The organism is Blautia sp. DFI.6.71, assembly GCF_020593585.1.
GTDB classification, from domain to species: Bacteria; Bacillota; Clostridia; order Lachnospirales; family Lachnospiraceae; genus Blautia_A; species Blautia_A wexlerae.
Genome location: NZ_JAJDMJ010000028.1, coordinates 1 through 18295, shown reverse-complemented (window position 1 = coordinate 18295; position 18295 = coordinate 1). Strand labels below are relative to the sequence as shown.

At 40.9% G+C, this 18295-nt stretch carries 16 protein-coding genes; all 16 read right to left on the bottom strand.

Annotated features, from left to right (window positions below; genetic code table 11):
- Position 1: 1 nt before the first annotated feature.
- The 16 genes from LJE12_RS12255 to lexA all read right to left on the bottom strand — a co-directional run bounded on the left by LJE12_RS12255 (position 2) and on the right by lexA (position 18069).
- Complete coding sequence (locus tag LJE12_RS12255) at positions 2-2473, bottom strand: VirB4-like conjugal transfer ATPase, CD1110 family (RefSeq protein WP_420314570.1); 2472 nt, start codon at positions 2471-2473, stop codon at positions 2-4.
- A 331-nt stretch (positions 2474-2804) separates the two neighbouring features.
- A complete protein-coding gene (locus LJE12_RS12250; protein WP_069989213.1) occupies positions 2805-3173 on the bottom strand; it encodes a PrgI family protein in 369 nt (122 codons plus the stop codon).
- A gap of 17 nt (positions 3174-3190) precedes the next feature.
- Positions 3191-4060, bottom strand: a complete 870-nt coding sequence (locus tag LJE12_RS12245; protein ID WP_069989214.1) for a VirB6/TrbL-like conjugal transfer protein, CD1112 family — start codon at positions 4058-4060, stop codon at positions 3191-3193.
- 24 nt (positions 4061-4084) lie between these two features.
- Entirely contained in the window at positions 4085-4300 is a 216-nt protein-coding gene (locus tag LJE12_RS12240) for a Maff2 family mobile element protein (protein ID WP_069989215.1), read from the bottom strand.
- 125 nt (positions 4301-4425) lie between these two features.
- Positions 4426-6387, bottom strand: coding sequence for a VirD4-like conjugal transfer protein, CD1115 family (locus LJE12_RS12235; protein WP_227226984.1), 1962 nt, complete (start codon positions 6385-6387; stop codon positions 4426-4428).
- Positions 6384-6914 (bottom strand): PcfB family protein, encoded by a 531-nt coding sequence (locus tag LJE12_RS12230; protein WP_227226983.1) that lies wholly within the window; start codon positions 6912-6914, stop codon positions 6384-6386. The genes LJE12_RS12235 and LJE12_RS12230 overlap by 4 nt, the downstream gene beginning before the upstream one ends.
- Positions 6904-7293 carry a hypothetical protein gene (locus tag LJE12_RS12225; protein WP_069989230.1) on the bottom strand — a complete coding sequence of 130 codons (390 nt, stop codon included), beginning with the start codon at positions 7291-7293 and terminating at the stop codon, positions 6904-6906. Before LJE12_RS12225 ends, LJE12_RS12230 begins: the two co-directional genes overlap by 11 nt.
- A gap of 24 nt (positions 7294-7317) precedes the next feature.
- A complete protein-coding gene (locus LJE12_RS20285; RefSeq protein ID WP_227226996.1) occupies positions 7318-8163 on the bottom strand; it encodes a DUF6017 domain-containing protein in 846 nt (281 codons plus the stop codon).
- A gap of 58 nt (positions 8164-8221) precedes the next feature.
- Positions 8222-8344 carry a hypothetical protein gene (locus LJE12_RS20030; protein ID WP_255610833.1) on the bottom strand — a complete coding sequence of 41 codons (123 nt, stop codon included), beginning with the start codon at positions 8342-8344 and terminating at the stop codon, positions 8222-8224.
- Positions 8334-8477, bottom strand: coding sequence for a hypothetical protein (locus tag LJE12_RS12215; RefSeq protein ID WP_162840612.1), 144 nt, complete (start codon positions 8475-8477; stop codon positions 8334-8336). The genes LJE12_RS20030 and LJE12_RS12215 overlap by 11 nt, the downstream gene beginning before the upstream one ends.
- A 141-nt stretch (positions 8478-8618) precedes the next feature.
- Complete coding sequence (locus tag LJE12_RS12210; RefSeq protein WP_227226982.1) at positions 8619-14573, bottom strand: LPXTG cell wall anchor domain-containing protein; 5955 nt, start codon at positions 14571-14573, stop codon at positions 8619-8621.
- 427 nt (positions 14574-15000) lie between these two features.
- Positions 15001-15642, bottom strand: a complete 642-nt coding sequence (locus LJE12_RS12205; protein WP_227226981.1) for a sigma-70 family RNA polymerase sigma factor — start codon at positions 15640-15642, stop codon at positions 15001-15003.
- 163 nt (positions 15643-15805) lie between these two features.
- Entirely contained in the window at positions 15806-15949 is a 144-nt protein-coding gene (locus LJE12_RS12200) for a hypothetical protein (RefSeq protein ID WP_162840613.1), read from the bottom strand.
- 192 nt (positions 15950-16141) lie between these two features.
- The gene (locus LJE12_RS12195; protein WP_069989234.1) at positions 16142-16492 is read right to left on the bottom strand and encodes a helix-turn-helix domain-containing protein; all 351 of its coding nucleotides are present in this window, start codon (positions 16490-16492) and stop codon (positions 16142-16144) included.
- Between the two features lie 561 nt (positions 16493-17053).
- Entirely contained in the window at positions 17054-17299 is a 246-nt protein-coding gene (locus LJE12_RS12190) for a hypothetical protein (RefSeq protein ID WP_069989235.1), read from the bottom strand.
- 188 nt (positions 17300-17487) lie between these two features.
- On the bottom strand, positions 17488-18069 hold the full coding sequence (lexA, locus tag LJE12_RS12185; RefSeq protein ID WP_331466150.1) for a transcriptional repressor LexA: 582 nt from the start codon (positions 18067-18069) through the stop codon (positions 17488-17490).
- Between the last annotated feature and the right edge of the window lie 226 nt (positions 18070-18295).

Here is an 18295-nt window from a genome sequence, read left to right as displayed (position 1 = left end):
ACTACTCTTCATCTCTTTCCCCGATTCCAAGACGCTTCCGCTTTTCTACTTCATCTGGTTTGGAAGTCATGAGTGCATACAGCATCAGTGAATTATCAAACTTATCCTTGAATGGAATAATCGTACTTCCATAAAAAACAAGTCCCTCACCTTCTCCGCTGTTGGTAACATAGGAAAGCTGATGCGGTGAAATATTTAACTGTTTCGCAAGAATCTGTCTGTCACCCGAAGCCTGATTCAGCATCAGGATAAAGTCTGAGTTTTCAAATATATTTTCAATTTCCCTTGATGCAAGCAAGTCCTTGACATTCTGTGTAATACCTGTCGGGATACCGCCCCACTTACGGAATCGCTTCCAAATTTCCACACTGTATGCTGCTGTCTGTTCTTCTTTCAGCAGCAAATGAAACTCATCAATATAATATCGGGTACTCTTATTTGCAGAGCGATTGATTGTTACTCTATTCCAGACCTGATCCTGTACAATGAGCATCCCCAGTTTTTTCAACTGTTTTCCAAGGTCTTTAATGTCAAAGCAAACCATACGGTTATTCAGTTCCACGTTTGTTCTGTGATTAAATACTTTCAGAGAACCATTAACATAAATTTCAAGGGAAGTGGCAAGCCGCTGTGCTTCCTGCTCTTTCTGTTCTCGGAGAAGATTATATAAATCTTCCAGTATTGGCATATTCTCTGGCACTGGGTCAGAAAGATAATCCTGATAGACCAGCCGTACACATCGGTCAATGATAGTCATTTCCACTGGTTCCAGACCATTTTTACCTCCCACGATCAACTCACATAAAGACAGGATAAAATCTGACTTTAGAGATAACGGGTCATCATCATCTGCATAATCAAGGTTAATATCCATCGGATTAATATAATCATGGCTGGTTGGCGAAATCCTGATAACCTGTCCATGAAATGCCCGGACAAGTGGGTAATATTCCCCTTCTGGATCGCAGACGATAATATCATCCCTTGTCACAATAAAAGCATTAGCAATTTCACGTTTTGCAGCAAAGGATTTACCAGAACCTGGCGTACCAAGTATCAGACCGTTCGGATTCTTTAATTTCTTTCTGTCTGCCATGATCAGATTATTGGAAAGGGCATTTAATCCATAATAAATAGATTCCCCTCCCATAAATAATTCCTGTGTGGTAAACGGAACAAAAATTGCTGTGGATGTTGTAGTCAGTGCCCTTTTGATCGGAACCAGATTCATCCCAAGAGGCAGACAGCTCATCAGTCCCGGCTCCTGCTGATAGTCCAGACGTTTCAACGCACAATTATATTTCTGTGCAATTCCCGCAGTCTGAAATACCACATTTTCAAGTTCCTGCTTCGTCTGTGCAGTATTTAAAAACAATACCGTCACAAGGAACATTCTCTCATTTCTGGACTGTAAATCTTCCAGAAGCCTTTTTGCTTCCCCACCGTATGTATTTAAGTCTGATGGGATAATGTCCATATCATATCCGGAACGTACCGCTTTTTTCTGCTCCTCAATTTTCATCCTGTTAATATCTGTTACCTTACTCTTTACCAGCTTGATTGCTTTCATTTGGTCGATAGACTGTATATGGAGATTAACCATCAGATTACAGTCCATTTCCAGAAATTCCGCAAGCATCTTGTCAGTAAGCTCCGGTGCAAGAATCTGCAAATAAGAGACAGCACCTATCGTACCGCCCATCTGAAAATCCCTGCCATTTTTAAACACAAAACTGGTCGGAGCAACATAATCTTTGGTACTCAGTCCTGTACGAAGCACATCATCATAAGAAAAATGGAACGGAACCTTACTGTCCTGATTAAAGGTTTCATACATGATCTGAAGTCTTTCTTCTCCATTTAGTGGATAAGCCGAAACTCCAAGAATCTTAAAGTTATTGAGAATATCTGATTCAATCCTCTCCAGCTTCGGTTTTGCTTCCCGGATGCTGTCCGCTTCAATGCCAAATGTAATATATTTGGTACGGAGCAATCCGTTATTTCCTTTTGAAAGCTGATTCTTTAACATCTGGGCAAATTCCATACGCAGTTCATCAAATTCATCATCCTGTGGCTTGATAAGGATAACTTTTTCAAATTCCGCCATGTTACTGTGCTGATTGATAAAAGACAACTGAAAATGAATAGTGCTGTCAAAGTAATTTAAAAAATCACACCAGTTTTCAAAGATTGCGTTCTTATCCTCATTCTGTGCCAACTGATAGTTGATGTCATAAAACCGGATCGTTTTTGAATAAAACTTATCCTGCACCCGGCATATCCCATCCTTTGCCATCTCATGATATGGAATAGACTGCTGTGCTGAAATCTGTTTTTCCTTTGCTGTATCTGCTTTCACTGCTGTCTTATTTGTCCCTGTCTTTACAGGTTTCCTGTTTCCTGCCGCTTTTTGCCCGGATGTGGAAGCCGGTTTACTTTTTCTCTTTTTTGCGTCTTTTTTTGCCTGACGCATGGCTTCTTTTTCTGCTTTTTCAGCAAGTTTTGCTTCTCTTTTTTCACTTTTCTTATCTGCCCTTTCCTGCTCTTTACGCAGCTTTGCTTCATATTTCTGTGCCTGTTTTAATGCTTTCTTTTCCCTTCTGGTTATCTTCCTTTTGGGTCTGCGGACACCTCTTTGTCTTTCCAGTGCTTCATAACCAGTTACCATCGGTTCTTTGCGTAACTTTCCGCTTACTGGATTTTCTCCATCTGGCAATGGTTCTGAAACTTCCTGCCCATCTTCCATATCCAGCCAGTAATCATCCGGATATAAGCTGTCCTCCAACTGTTCTGGCAACTCTTTCTTATTTTTTCTTTTTAACACGTTCCCTGCCTCCTTTCTTTCTGACTATCCTCTGTTTTTTCTCATACATATTTTCCACCTGATACTTCCTTACAGATGGCCGGATAAACCGGACCACAATTATATTCTTCAGAACTTTTTCTAACGGAAGCCCATCCTTCTCATACATGGCAAATACAAATGCCGGAAGCATCAGAAGACACATTCCGGTTGCAGCATTACTGGAACCAATCACTCCTCTGGTTAAAAAATAAAATGGTACCCCCACTGCTGCTGCAAGTCCAAAACAGATAAGCTGTCTTTTGGTAAGATTTAAAATAATCTTGTTTTTTACTTTTGTCAGATCTTTTGGTACAGATACAAAAGCCATCATTTTCCCCCTTCCTGCTAATGAGCATTAAATACACTTTTTGCAAAATTACCTGTTTTCATCAAACTGAAACACAGAATCACTGTATATGCCATCACACCAAACAATGCGGAATGTACGTTATCTGACATCTGGATATTTGCCACAAGGACTGCATAGATTCCCACACAAACCATCATGAAAAATCCCTGAAATGCCAGTGCAAATAATCCCCGCAGATAGTTGTTTCCAATCTGTCCCCATTCCCTGTTTGACATCGTTGCAAATGGTATTGCACCGACCGAGGAATACAGATAAATCTCAATCATTCGTCCATACAAAATAACTGTGATCAATACAGATATAATCTTCATACACAGGCTTACCAGCATCGTTTCCAGTGCCAGTATGACAAGTTCACCGATTTCCATAGATTCCATAGCTGTTTCCATCGTACTGATCATCGTATCTATATTGATCGCTGTATCAGAACTGATGACCCCTGCCGCCCGGCTTACCACCGTCTGTCCGACATCAAATACCGCCATAGTAATCGTGAATGTATGGCTGACAATCCAGACCGCCACCCACATCTTGAAAAAATATTTAAAGAACATCCATGTGTCCAAATCATGCATGTTATTTTTTTCTGTCAGCATGGAAATCAATTCATAACAAAGTACAAAAGTGATAATCATACCGGCAATCGGAACAATTACCGAATCGGAAAGATTCTGTATCATGCTGAAAATGTTTCCATTCCAGCCCTGTGGTGTCTGCCCAACCTGAGCAGCAATCTCACCTGTCTTTTCATTGACATCGGTATACATTGTTGTCAGGTTGGAACTTACCATGCCTGTCAGAAGATCCCTCATCCATGTTTCAATCGCCTCAAATATACGATCCATGAGTTATCTCCTCTCTTTTTGCACTTAACCGAACAATCCAGATAACAGCGGTACCAACTGTGTTCCGATCAGTGCTACACCACCACCAGCCATAAGCTGTTTGATTCCCTGTGACTTAGCCCCAGGATTGTCGTTGCCGTATCCTTCCAGAAGATTAATAACTCCCCATACTGCAAGACCTGCTCCGATTGCTACTACAAGTGTCTGTAAAATATTGATTGCTGAATTAAAAAACGACATATGTTTTATCTCCTCTCAAGTTTTTTGCTTATAAATTCCTGCTGTATTCTGACCGGCCCTGCCCTGATGGGCGGTCGTTCATACCTGTGCATCCTCTCACCTCCCAAAAGGGCAAAGAAAAAGAGCTATGTAGTTGGATTTTCTACATGCTCCGCTTCCTTGTTTTCATTATTTTCTTGTTCCATAAGGCTGTCCCCTGAGAACACATACAGGTCAAATTCTTCTGACCTTGTAAGTTTTACTTCCATTCTGTGCCTCATGTACGCTTCCACATCAAATTCATTGCGTTTATCGTAATCAGACAGTTCCTTATAGCGTTTATGTTTTGTAATATCATACTTGTCACTGAAAAACGGACGGACACCTCTTAGCTGGAGGATACACTTATTTCCATCCATCACCGCAAGTTCATCCCTGCTCATCAGTTCTTTTCCGGTTTTCTGATAGTTCATCCCGTAAGAACGGCTCTGCCCTCTCGTATCCGATGTATTATATAAATCAATGGTTTCCTTACCAAGTGTTTCTGAAATCTCTTTTAAGGTGGAACTTTCTTTTCCACCAAGGAACAGCATTGTGTCACAATTCCCTAAAATAGTTTCTGCAGCATCTTTATAAATGGTCTTTAACTGTGACTGCGACTGGAGTATAATAGAAGCAGATATTTCTCTGCTTCGTATGGTTGCGATCAGCTTGTCGAACTTCGGAATTTGTCCGATATTTGCGAACTCGTCACAGAGGATTCTTACATGATACGGCAGTCTGCCATGGTGTACATCATCTGCCCTGTCGCATAATAAATTGAATAACTGACTGTACATCATTGCTACCACAAAGTTAAAGGTATCATCTGTATCCGAGATAATAACAAACAATGCAGACCTCTGATCTCCCATCATATCCAGCTCCATTTCATCGTAACTCATGATCTCACGAAGTTCCGCAATATCAAATGGAGCAAGTCTGGCTCCACAGCTGATCAAAATCGACTTCGCTGTTTTGCCGGCGGCTAATTTATATTTTTTATACTGACGTACCGCAAAGTGTTCCGGTTCTTCTTTCTCCAGTTCTTCAAACATCATATCTACTGCATTTTTGAATGTCTCATCATCTTCTCTTGTTTCCGATGCATTGATAAATTCAAGCAGCGTCGCAAAGTTCTGTTCTTCCTCCGGTGCTTCATACCAGATATAACCAATCAAAGCACAGTATAAAAGGCGTTCCGCTTTACTCCAGAAATCTTCACTGGACTTCTCGCCTTCCCCTTTTGTATTTACCATAATCGTATTCACCAATTTTAAAATATCCTTTTCTGACCGGATGTAATGGAAAGGGTTGTAGTGCATACTCTTTGAAAAGTTGATGGTATTCAGCACTTTTATCTTATATCCATTCCTTACTAACATCATGCCGCACTCAATAATAATCGTTCCCTTGGGATCGGTCACGACATAACTGATGTATTTTCCCATCTGCATCAGATTAGGCTTTACATAGAATCTTGTCTTACCGGAACCGGAGCCACCGATTACAATCACGTTCTTGTTCCTTGCAAATTTCGGCAGCTTTGGTCTGCTGTTCATGGTCAGCCTTTCCGTCATAGTAAGAAGAATATTGTTTTCAAATATTGGATCAATGAAGGGTGCAATGTCTTTTGCAGTTCCCCATCTTGCCGAACCATACTCTTCTCCCTGTCGGAACTTTTTGGCATTTTTCATCTTCATCATAACCAGAAGTTTTACAGCCAATGCCCCGGTAAAACCTGCCAGTAGTGGCATCTTTTCTATGCTAGGCAGAACAGAAGTAAATGCCATTTGAAAATTCAAAAGCAGCACCATCAGCCGTTCCACCGATGAATCTCCCTGACAATACTGATACAGCCATGCTTCTTTATCTACCAGATAAAAGATTATGACATAAGGAGTATTCAATGCCAGTATCCGCAGGGAATTTCTTTTCAGATACTCCCCTAAATCTAAGATTTTTTCTCTCAGCCAGTCAGCTCCCCATTGAAAGCCTTGCATAAGCAGTGGCGGGATTCTCTCCAGATACCCCTTGCATACTTTACGCATCTTCTGAAATCGGTTCATAGTGTCGGCTCCTTTTCTTTCTGCTTCGTTTTCTCCCGTTCTCGGTTCTTATCCTTCGCCTGTGTGATCGCATCCTTCAGTTTTGTCCTTACAGACGGTTTCTTTGTCTTATTGAGAGATTTACCAGTGTATTCCTTAAATGCTGCGGTCATGACATCTGCATCCCTTGCTTTGAAGAAAACAAAATATCTCGGCGGCTTTGCTGTCGTATCTTTTTTCAGACTGAAATCAATACTGTACTTTTTCGCCACCCGTTCAAAAGATTTGATATTCCCATCAGTAATTTCAATATTGGAAAGCTGTACATTCTGCCGCATCAGCTTATCCATGGTTTGTTTTCCTCGATAAGATTTATCCTTCGTCTTGTCATCCTGCTGTTTTTGTACTTTACTCTGCTGCTTCTGTTTTGCTTTCTCCTGTTCCATCTGGGCAAGAGCTTTTCTCATGGCAGCTTTAAGCAACTGGGCAGTTATCTTTCCACCCCGGATACACAGGGATACCGTTTTTTCATTTACTTCATCTTGCACCGTTGTCCTCCTCTTTCTTAATCTGTTCTTTCTTTACCAGCTCTTTCAGATAAGCCTGTACTTTCTCATAACAGTCATATCCCTGGCTGATCAGGTTCTCACTATATTCATACAGTTCCTCCACCGTTTTACCAATTTTGTTTCTTGGAACTTCACCAACTTTTTTAATGATGTACCCATGGGCACCTGTTTCATCCATACACCACAGGTAGATTGTTGCTTTTTTATTTTGCTTGGCTGTATGTACTCCACTGACTTCTACTTCAAAGCGATTTCCAAAGTTTCTGTAAATACAAAGCTCCAGGTCAATCTCCATAAGTTTATAATTTTCGCCCAGACCATCACATAATGCCTGAAGCACTTTATCCTTTTCTTTCATTTTCGTCTGCTCCTTTATATCGAATCAATCTTCATTACCATACATATCATGCTGCACCAATGCGGAATAATAATTACTAATCGTAAGCGGTGCATTATACAAAACTGTGAGAAGATACTGCCGGATATTCACCACTTTACTGGTGTTTTCTCTTAGACATTTCATCACAAACCGGATATGTTCTGCATTTAATTTTAAAAACTGACTTTTTACCACATCAAATGGTTTCCTATCTCTGCCAATCCAGATAAATTCCCGGTCTGAACTGATAACATCCACCACCAATGCAACAATCTCATCCAGCATTTCCCTGTCACATTCTTCTATCAGGTACTCGTACCCGATGTTATGACAGATAATTTTGTAATACGCTTCTCTTTCTATCTGTTTCCTGCGGCTTTCTTCACTCTCATCCGCAGAAAGAAAAGATAGATACTCAGTATCATTTATCTCAGTCTTATTCTTATCAGTATCATTACCCGGCACTTTGGACATATCTGTATCTGCCATTTTGATATATCCAGAAATGTCATTTTGACGTGTCTGGATATTCCCTTCTGATAAATCTACACAGATGCACCGTCGTACATAAATCCTGTCCGGTTTTCCCAAACCCTGCCGTATCCTTGTTATCAGTCCGATTCCCTTTCTGCTGTCAAGCTCCGCAAGCAGGCTTCCGACCTTTTTCAGCCCACAACCCATCATTTCCGCAATCTGTTCCTGGGAAAAATAGATATAAACCTTTCCATCTGCATCCAGCCATCGGTTCTTCACTGAAAGCTGCATCCGGTCGAGTAACAATCCATACAGCAGTTTTGCCTCACAGGACAACTTTCTGAACTTCGGACTGGTAAATAGAATTTTAGGAATCCGGTAAAAAGTATATTGTTCTGCTTCCTCCCCATAATGGTAAGGAAATATGCAGTCTTTATCCGGTATTCCGATGCTCCTTCACTTCTTTCAGTATTTTTGCAATACAATATCCAAGGCAGGGATGATATTTGCCATAAGGACAGCCCTTACATGGCTTCCAATGATTCTTAACCGCCATTTTCCTTTCCCTCACCCTTTGTCAGTCTGTCATAGTCTTTCTCCGATTCTGCACCTACTTTGATACAGCAGTACATGACAAATCCATATACTAAAAACACCGCAACAGATGCAGCGATCAATACTGTTTTCATTTTATCTGTTCCTCCTGTTCTTCTTTTTCTGGGAATCTGCCACTACCAGCTTTCCACAGATACATCTGTTATGAAAAAGGGCATTTATGAACTGTTTTTGCCCATAAATGCCCCTATCCTGTTTCAAAACCTTACAGTTACTTATTTTTTTCTTTTTTTACGTAAATATACCGCAGATGTTCCAAATCCGATCATTCCTAATCCTGCAAGCAGAATCCAGAACATCACAGGTGTGTCATCACCTGTTTTGGGTGCATCAGTAGATATTGTACTGGATGGAGTATCCGTTGTTTCCGGTGTCTCAGAAGGAGTTTCTGTTGGTGTCTCCGTTGGCGTTTCCGTCGGCTTAGCTTCATCCTTCATCACAACTTTCTGAATTTCCCCGGTATCTTTTACAGTGAACTTCACATCCTCTGCCACCAGATAACCGTCCGGTGCTGTTTCTTCACGAAGTGTATATTCTCCGATCGGAAGCATCTCGATATAGTGTGCTTTCTCTTCAGAAGTCCAGCTTTCTACGACCTTTCCGTCTTTGTCAAGAATGGTCAGCTTCGCTCCTGGAAGTTCCTTCCCAGAAATATCCGTTTTGGAAATCTGCACTTTCGTCACATCATCTTTCATCTCGATTTTCTGTGCTTTAGAAGAATCTTCTACTGTAAAAGTAATACTCTCCGCAGTCACATAACCATCTGCCGGTTTTGTCTCCGTCAGAGTGTACTTCTTTCCTGCAACAAGCTCTTTAATAATATGAGCCTCTTTTCCGGAAGTCCATGAATCTACCACCTTGCCATCTTCATCCGTCACTTCCAGTTTCGCCCCTTCCAGTTCCTTTCCATCAGTCAAAGAAGTTTTTGTAATCTCCACAACTGTTGGTTCATCTTCAAAGGTAAACTCATAAGACAGTGTTTCCTTATCTGCACCATCATATTCAAAAGTAAACTCCTGTACCTGATCCGTTGTTGCGAATCCCGGTGCCGGGGAAGTTTCTTTGACATAGTAAGTGTAACCAATCGGAAGATCTGCCGTAAATGTCAGTTTTCCCTCTTTGTCCGTAGCCTGCTCCTCAATAACGGTATCTGCTTTCAGAATGACATCACCATTTGCATTTACAATGTCCTCTTTATTGCAAAGAGCGAATACTGCACCTTCCAGTACCCTGTCAGAATCCTTTTCTTTTTTCAGCACCTTTACTTCCGCTTTCTGACGGTTATTCTGCCAGTCGGAAGAATAAGTTACCTCGGCAGTATCCTGATCCCGGTATGTCAGGTCAATCTCACGAGCTGTACCATCCAGTACATAGCCGTTTGCCGTTTCCTTTTCTTTGACATAATATTTGCCAAGCGGAAGATCTGTCAGTTTTGCCACTCCTGTTTCATCTGTCGTGATCGTTGCTATCAGATCATCTTTCTTGTAATAATCTTCACTCTCACCATCCGCAGCTTTAATATCTTCCAGTGCATAAACCTCAAAAGTAACTTCTTTCAGGGAACCGGAAATATATTCAAATAAATGGCTGAACCATCCACCTACGGAATCAAGTGCAGATACTTTTTCCAGAAATTCACCCTTCTTATTGATAATCAGAGTTCCAGTCGGCACATCATCTTTCATTTCCACTTTCTGGATTTCAGCAGTATCCTCTACAGTAAAGGTAATCTCCTCCGCTTTCAGATAACCATAAGGAGCCATTTCTTCACGAAGAGTATATGTTTCACCCACAGTCAGCCGCTCAATCAGATGTTCCTCACCCTTTACAGATTTCCATGTATCTATTACATTTTTATCCTTATCGAGAACTGTCAGTGTTGCTCCGGAAAGTTCAACTCCTGTTGTAATGTCAGATTTTTTCACTGTGATTTTGGTTGGCTGATTTTTAAATTCAGATGCAAGTTTTATTACTTTCACATCCTGTCCCTGATAAGCTGCAGTGACATCCAGTGTTTCATCCGAAGATACATAACCTGCCGGTGCTGCAAGTTCTCTGATATAATATTTGCCAAATGGCAGGTCTAGGTCAAAGACTGCCTTGCCATCCTCATCAGTAACTGCTTTTCCAAGAAGTGTATCTGCTTTCACAAGCACATTTTCATGTGCCAGAATATCCTCTTTCGCATACAGACCAAACTCTGCACCAGCAATAACCGCATCCGTTTCTGCATCTTTTTTTACAACAGATACTTCTACCTTCTGACGGTCATTGTCAAAGGCTGCTGTCTGCTCGATCACTGCTGTATCCTGGTCTTTATAAGAGAAAGTAACTGTCTGTGCTTCCTCATTTAACACAAAACCATCTGGTGCTGTCTTTTCGACAACTTTATAAGTTCCAAGAGGAAGATCCGCAATCTGTGCCTTTCCATCTTTATCAGTTGTAACCGTTCCTACCAGTGTTCCGGCAGCATACTCTAAGATACGGTTTCCATTGTCATCTTTCTGGAAATCCGCAGTATAAATATCTTCTGCCGCATAAACCTCAAAGACTGCACCTTCCAGATTCTCACTCTGGTAAGTAAAATCGTCTTTAAAACCATCAAGAACTTCACCTTTTTTCACAATATTCAATTCACCCTTTACCGGATGATTCTCATAGGAAACCTCGATGATCACATCCCCGGAAGTACCGTCCATCTGATATGCTGTATTGGAATCCACATCAACCTCATAGTAATTCTCATTGAGCGTATATCCATAAGGTGCATTTACTTCCTCAATGCGGTAATGCCCGATTTTCAGATTTTGTGGAAGGATCAAATATCCATCCTCATCTGTAAAATAAGACTTATGCTTCACAGTAGTCGGATAAGTCGTTACCTGCTCCACATATTTTCCAGTGTCCATGTTATAGATTTTGAACTCTGTATTTTTCTGGAGTACCGCTTTCTTTGTTTCATCATCCTTTTTGATAATTTTCAGTTTGGCTTCAAATTCATCATCTAAAAGCACACGCCATGTCTGCGGTGTGTTTGGATTATTTTCTGTAATGCTGACTGTAAAATCATCTACCGGAGTATAATTATGCGGTGTTGTTGTTTCACGCACTACATATGTTCCATATGGGATTGCAATACTGCAGGCATATCCTTTTTCATCTGTAAAGATTTCCGTTGCACCATTATCTCCGATCACTACTGGTTTTGCAGAATCAAAATCATAACTGCCATCTTCTTTCACCTTCAGAGAAGATACCAGATAAGCACTAAATCCTGCCCCTTTCAGTAAATCCGCATCGGTCTTTCCATTATTGGCTGCTTTGATGATCTGAAATGGCTGTTTCATTACCTGTTCCAGCGAAGTACACTCACGCTTCACCTCAGCAGTCATATCCCCCTCATAATCACAGGAAAGGTCATATTCATTCTCATCTGCCAGATAACCGGTTGGTGGTGTAATCTCTTTCACATAATAACTTCCAAGATACAGCCCGCTGACGGAAGCCTGTCCATTTTCATCCGTAGTAAGTGTTGCCACCTGATCTCCTGCTTTATACATCACACCGGTTGCACCATCCGGATGGACAATGTTCTCTCTGGCATACAGTCCATAAACTGCTTTTTCCAGAGTCGCATCTCCCTGCGGAACTGCTTTCTTTGTTTCTGCATCCAGCTTCTGTAAAGAGATCTTTGCTGTCACACGTTCATTTTTAAAAGTATGGTTAAATGTCACCTTTGCTTCCTTATCGTTTGTATATGAAAAAGCAAACTGGTAAACATCTTCCGTATTTCTCACATATCCTGTTGGAGCCTGTTCTTCCTTAACTTCATAGGAAAATCCAAGCGGAAGATCTGCATTGAATTTTGCCTTTCCATCTGTTCCAGTGGTTGCCTTTTCAATCAGTGTGCCTTTCTTTGCAACTACAGTACCGTCCACATTTGTAATGTCACTGGCAGCATAAATTCCAAAAATACCTCCGTTCAGAGGATTTTCTGTATCCTTATCCTGCTTTGTCACAATAACTTCTGCTTTCTGTCTGTCATTCGTAAAAGTTGTTTCAGAAAATACCACTTCTACATTCTGTCCTGCATAAGCAAGTTTTACTGTCTTTTCTTCCCCTGCATTATAAAAACCGGACGGAGCCTGTACTTCCTTTACAACATATGTACCAAGATGCAGATTTTTAAGAATCACAGCACCATTGGAATCTGTTGTCAGATTCTCCTTTACCAGATCACCTTTACTGTAAACTTTTGTACCATAAGCAGTTGTAATATCTGCTCCGGCATAAACATTATAAACAGCACCTTTCTGTCGGCGTTTTTCATATCGGAATGTTGTTCCGTTTTCTGTCACATCTGCACCTGTGAGAACTTCACCCTCTTTATATACAGTAAGCTGTCCAAGCTGTTCTTCATCCGGAACAGTTACCGTAGTCGTCTTGCTGACTTCCAGCTTCACATTGTAGGCTGTAGCATTAATACGATAACCGCTTGGTGCAGTAATCTCTTTCAGATAAACTGTATCCTGTGTCTTAACGATCTGTGCAGATGCTTCTCCATTCGCATCCGTTGCAGGCAGTTTTGTAATCAGGTTCTTACAGTCTGCATCACTGTATAAGCCAAATACAGCTCCGGACAATTTTGCATTTGCTTTGGAATCCTTTTTAATGACTTTCACACTGGCATACTGTACCCATGTCACTTTAAAGTCCACATACTTTTCATCATCGACACCTTCGCCAAACACCAATGCCAGATCCTGTGAACCAGAACCAGTACTGATCTTATAAGCAGAATAATCTTTTGTGATACTTCCCTTCATTGTAGCGGACCAGCTTCCTGCTACATCACTTACCTGAGTAAGCGGTGCAGACAGATAGAACTTTGTTCCGCCACTGATCACTACGGATTCTCCTGCCTTGCTTGTCTTTCCTGTTGTCACATTATGAAGCTTTACTCCACTTGGAAGTTTCATTGTGATACTTTGCAGTTCATCTGCCTTAAAAGTAATCTCCTTTGTTCTCTGGCTGCTGCCATCCACATAGGCAGTCACATTCGCATCTGAAAAGCTCATCTCAACATCTGGAATATTTGGCTGCGAAATACAGTAATTATACAGTTTCATAGCAAGTGTTTTTGCTTTGCTGCTTGCACCGGAAAAAGCAGAATCTCCACTGTTGGCATAAGATGCTGCCAGATGTACCAGGATAAATCTTGCTCCTGTACTCAGATTTCCATAGCCATTTTCTTCTGTAAAAAATCCATCATCACCGGATGCCTTTGTTCCGTAATAGCAGACTTTCGCAAGTTTCTTACCATCACTCAGCTTGGTAATATCATAAGTTCCACTTCCTGGACTGGATTTTTCCGGCTGAATACAGTAAGCAGTAGCAGAAACACTTCCAAACTTTACAGTGTACTGATAAGTCAGATAACTTCCGTAACCATAATCAGAATACTGATAGCAGGCTCCTCTTGTCACTGTTACTTTCTTGGTGCTTGTCGTAGATGCTACCCTTGCCATAAAAGTAACTGATTCCCCTTCATCTAAGGAATAAAGGTCAATCCCTTCCTCGTCAGCCTGTTCCATCACATCAGAAACTGTTAGTCCAGTTTCTTCGTCTGTCGTTGTTTCTGTCTGCCTGTCCGTCTCTTCATCATCTGCAGTTCCAATATCCTCCGTTCCTCCGGCATTACCTTCTCCCGTAGTATTTTCAGAAGTATTTGACATTGTTACGGCTTCCGTTTCCGCTTCCCTTACTGTCACATTTCTGCTGACACGATAAGACGGATTTCCACTGACTGGCTCTACTTTATAAACTGCTTTATAGGTATCTGCCCTGCCTGTATCAAAATCCTCACCAGCTTCATTCTTCGCTTCATAAAATTCTATCTTTACCTTAGCATCATTGATTCCCTCTATACCGGAAAAATCAACTTTAATGTCAAAATCAGAACCATATTCCACCGTATAATCACTGGCTGTCACAATCTCATCCTCTGCCAGTTTATCCTTCACCGTTTCCAGTTCCGGATACTGAGATTCAAAAGAAGAAGCCGTATTATCCGGTTCCGCTGCATAAGTTGTAATCGGCTGAAATACTGTGGTTGCAATCGTAAGAACAGACAGTACACCAGACATTACTCTTTTCCAAGATCCTTTCATTTCTCAATACCTCACTTTGTTTTATTTTTCTGTTGCTGATTTACAGGCTTTCACCTGTCTGATACAATCATAAGCATCACTCCGTTTTAAATTATTTGTGCGAACATCACTTCTGATAACAGCACAGTCATACGCCGGAGCCTGCATCATGCAAAAGTTCCGGCGCATAGTCTACTGTCATCGCCCGGCGAACCGGGCATAACAAAAATAAGGATTGAGCATTTTCCGATCAGAAGAAAACTTTTGCTGGTCGCAGAATGCGTAACTGAGCATCCGCTCCCTTCTGACCTTTTATTCAGTTATCAAGGTTCGCCGGATTGGGATTATCTTAAAGATTTTCTTTCAGATGTTTACCTCTCCACTAATTGCAAGTTTCAGAGGGTGTTTGGACGGCAAAAATTGAATTTTTTTTATTTTTTTCTCAAAATCATCTCGGTTCTCCATTTTCATCAAAACTCCTGGATATTTTCATTAATGCTTTATGCACTGCATCAGACACGCTGCTTCTGCTCATTCCATACATACTCGCAATCTGCTTATGCGTTTTCTGTTCCCAGTAAACCTTTTTCAATATCTCCTTTTGCTTTTCCGTCAATACACTCATCAGCAGTTCAACCATCTGCTCCTGACTGACCTGTTCCTCTATTTTGGTAAGTTTGTCTTCCAGCTCCCCATAATCTTCTGCAATCGCATGATAAGAAAAACACTTATGATTACGGTCACGACTTAAACTATTGCTGACAATACGGTCCTCCCCGATCATCAGCAGACTCAGATACCATTCCTTTTCATCGAAGAAACTTTCTTCCATCCGGACTGTTTTTCCGTTCATTACCGATTCATACTCATATCGACAGCTACTCACTGGAAAAACCGTTACCCTTCCTGCTGTCTGATACATCGCATACCCATTCTGATACACAGCTACGAGTGCCATTCTCTCTCCATTTCCAATCTTCTTAGAAACAACTACAGGAATCTTTCTCTCCTTCAGCAGCTTATCCGTAGGTATCTTTTCGTTCTTCTCCGGTGTCTGGATCATTTTCTTTAACTCTCTTAATGTCAGCATAATTTGCCACCTTTCCTGCCAGAATCGGTGGCAAAAAGAAAGGCAGCTAAGCTAAATAGACCCCGATTCCGCTAATTTTTTTTATTAGCGGAACCGAAGTTCCGGCCTGCTGCCTTCTCTATGGAAACCTATGGCATAAGTGTTACACCATATTTATCCAGCCTTATTTATTTCTATTTGTTACTGATACGGTATCCGTCTTTTTCTCCTTCTCTTTCTGACGAATTTCCTTCAATACATCCGAGTAATCTCCAAAAGCATCATAGGGACACATCCGGCGAAACCTCAGTTCTTCTTCCAGTGTCATCTTCTGTCCTCCTGTTCTTATCAGCCTGTCTGCTGTTGATGAAATGATTATAAAATAAACATTTTTGCTATACCTCATCAGATGTGGGGAATCTTCATGCTTTCCACCCCACATCTGTGGAACCTGTAAAAAAGCAAAAAAATACCGCTGCAAACTCTTTATAAAAAAGAATCTGCAACGGCATAAAATTTTCTATTCCATCGAGGACAAGCTGTTTATCATCGCTTTCATTGTTTCCAGTACCACTTTCTGTTTCTTATGTTCCAGCCTCCCCAGTTCAAAAATCAGAGATACGACTTCTGGATTTCTCTCCGGTTCTTCCAATTCCAGTAACAACTCATACGGGCTTATTTTCAAGGCATTCACTGTCTTTGCAAAAGTATGTACATCCATAGTGTTCTCCGCATTCTCATATCGGGATATTGCATTAGAACTTTTGCCAATGATCTGTCCAAGTTCTTCCTGAGAAAGACCACTTTCCCTACGCTTCTCACTCAGCGAATTTCCAAAGGCAATCCGTTCTTCTGATCGTATCTCTTTCAAATCGTGCAATACCCCCTTTCTGACATAATCTTCTGAGAACAAAAAAACCGGAATAAACAGCAAAGATTTTACATTCCATGCATCATAGGCTTGATTAGGCACAACTTCTGTCATCCTCTGCCTATGATGTCTGTGTAAAATACATTTACCGTTTATTCCGGCAGGACACTACACCTGTATCAAACGAAATAAACCAAAAGTATCGAACCTCTAAATGTCTGTGAAGTCAAATAATTGTTACGATTAATGCAAATGAATTTTAACACATTTAAAATCTTTTTGTCCACAAATACACAGTTTTTTCACATAAATTTCCATTTTTAAACATAAAAAAACGGCAAAACATCATGCTTCTTCTGTAAAAAGACAATGTTCCTGTCTTTTTACAGATAGCTGCATATGTTTTGCCGGGTTCCTGATGATTCTGTGCCATCTCCAACACGTTCAGCAAACTCTTGAATATCTACGCTGTATCTGAGGATTCTGCCGTCCAATCTTACAGTTCATAAATACTCTCATTCTTTGCATCCAATATTCTCTTCTGACCATCCATGCTGTCATTCAATCAGAACTCTTACAGTTCCGAATCACGCCTACCAGATGTGTCATATAACGCTCCAGACGGTCTACATCTTCCTTAGAACGCTTCTTATTCATATCAATGCCAACTACAACACCAAGGTCTGCAAATGCCGTCAGATCTCTATGGCATCTCTGACATCTCACTTCTGAATAGGTAAAAATACTTTTCTGAGTTACTTTGCCACATACCGGGCAGGTTACAACTAATACATCTTCTTCGCTCATCAATCAATCCTCCAAGTAATATCTACACATACTATCACTCAAACGGATAAGGGAAATTGAAAACCGTTGATGAGTAAATAACAGGCGATTCCGCAGCATCGAGCCATGCCACCTGTTATATCCTGTTTTCACTGGGATCTGCTCTGACAATCTCATCGCAACTTACACCTGTTGCTGTCACTCTGTCATCACTTTTGCAATGACTTAATCACATGAACAGCAACACCTTGAATACTGCAATTCTGCGTGTAAATCTCCGGGTACTTCGGATTCTCCGGATGCAAATGTACACACCTTCTTTCCGTATCAAGAAAAAATCGCTTCAGTGTTGATTCATTCTCTACCAGGGCAACAACAATATCACCGTCTGAAGCTGTATTCTGCTTCCGGATGACAACCATATCTCCACTGTTGATTCCTGCTCCAGTCATAGAATCTCCATTCGCCCGCAAGATAAAGAACTCTCCATCCCCAAATAGTGAAACCGGCAGAGAAACATATTCTTCGACATATTCCTCCTCAAGCTGCGGCATACCACAGGACACTGATCCAAGCACTGCCGCCGGTTTTGTATCCGGAGATAACTTCTCCGTCCTCTCAGTAACAATCTCCCCGTTATGGTAGCTCAACATTCCTCTTTCGTTCATCTCAACGAGGTATCTGTATACTGTACTCTTGACTATACCGAGCGCATCTGCAATTTCGCTGGTATAAGGTGAACGATGATTCAGCAATAAAAACTTCTCAGCGTAATTCAATATCTGCTGCATTAACTCTTCGCTCTTATGCCGCATCTTTTCACCTTACCTTTCTATCAGAAACGATACGTTTCTGATAGCTGTATTATACAGAACATATATACGGAAGTCAATACATTTTCCAAATTTTATCGAACATATTTTCTTTCATTCATCTTCAAACTCCATTTCATTCATTTCTGGGGTTAAATGAATTTTTAAATTCTACCTTGCAAGAGTAAATTCTATACCTGTAGAA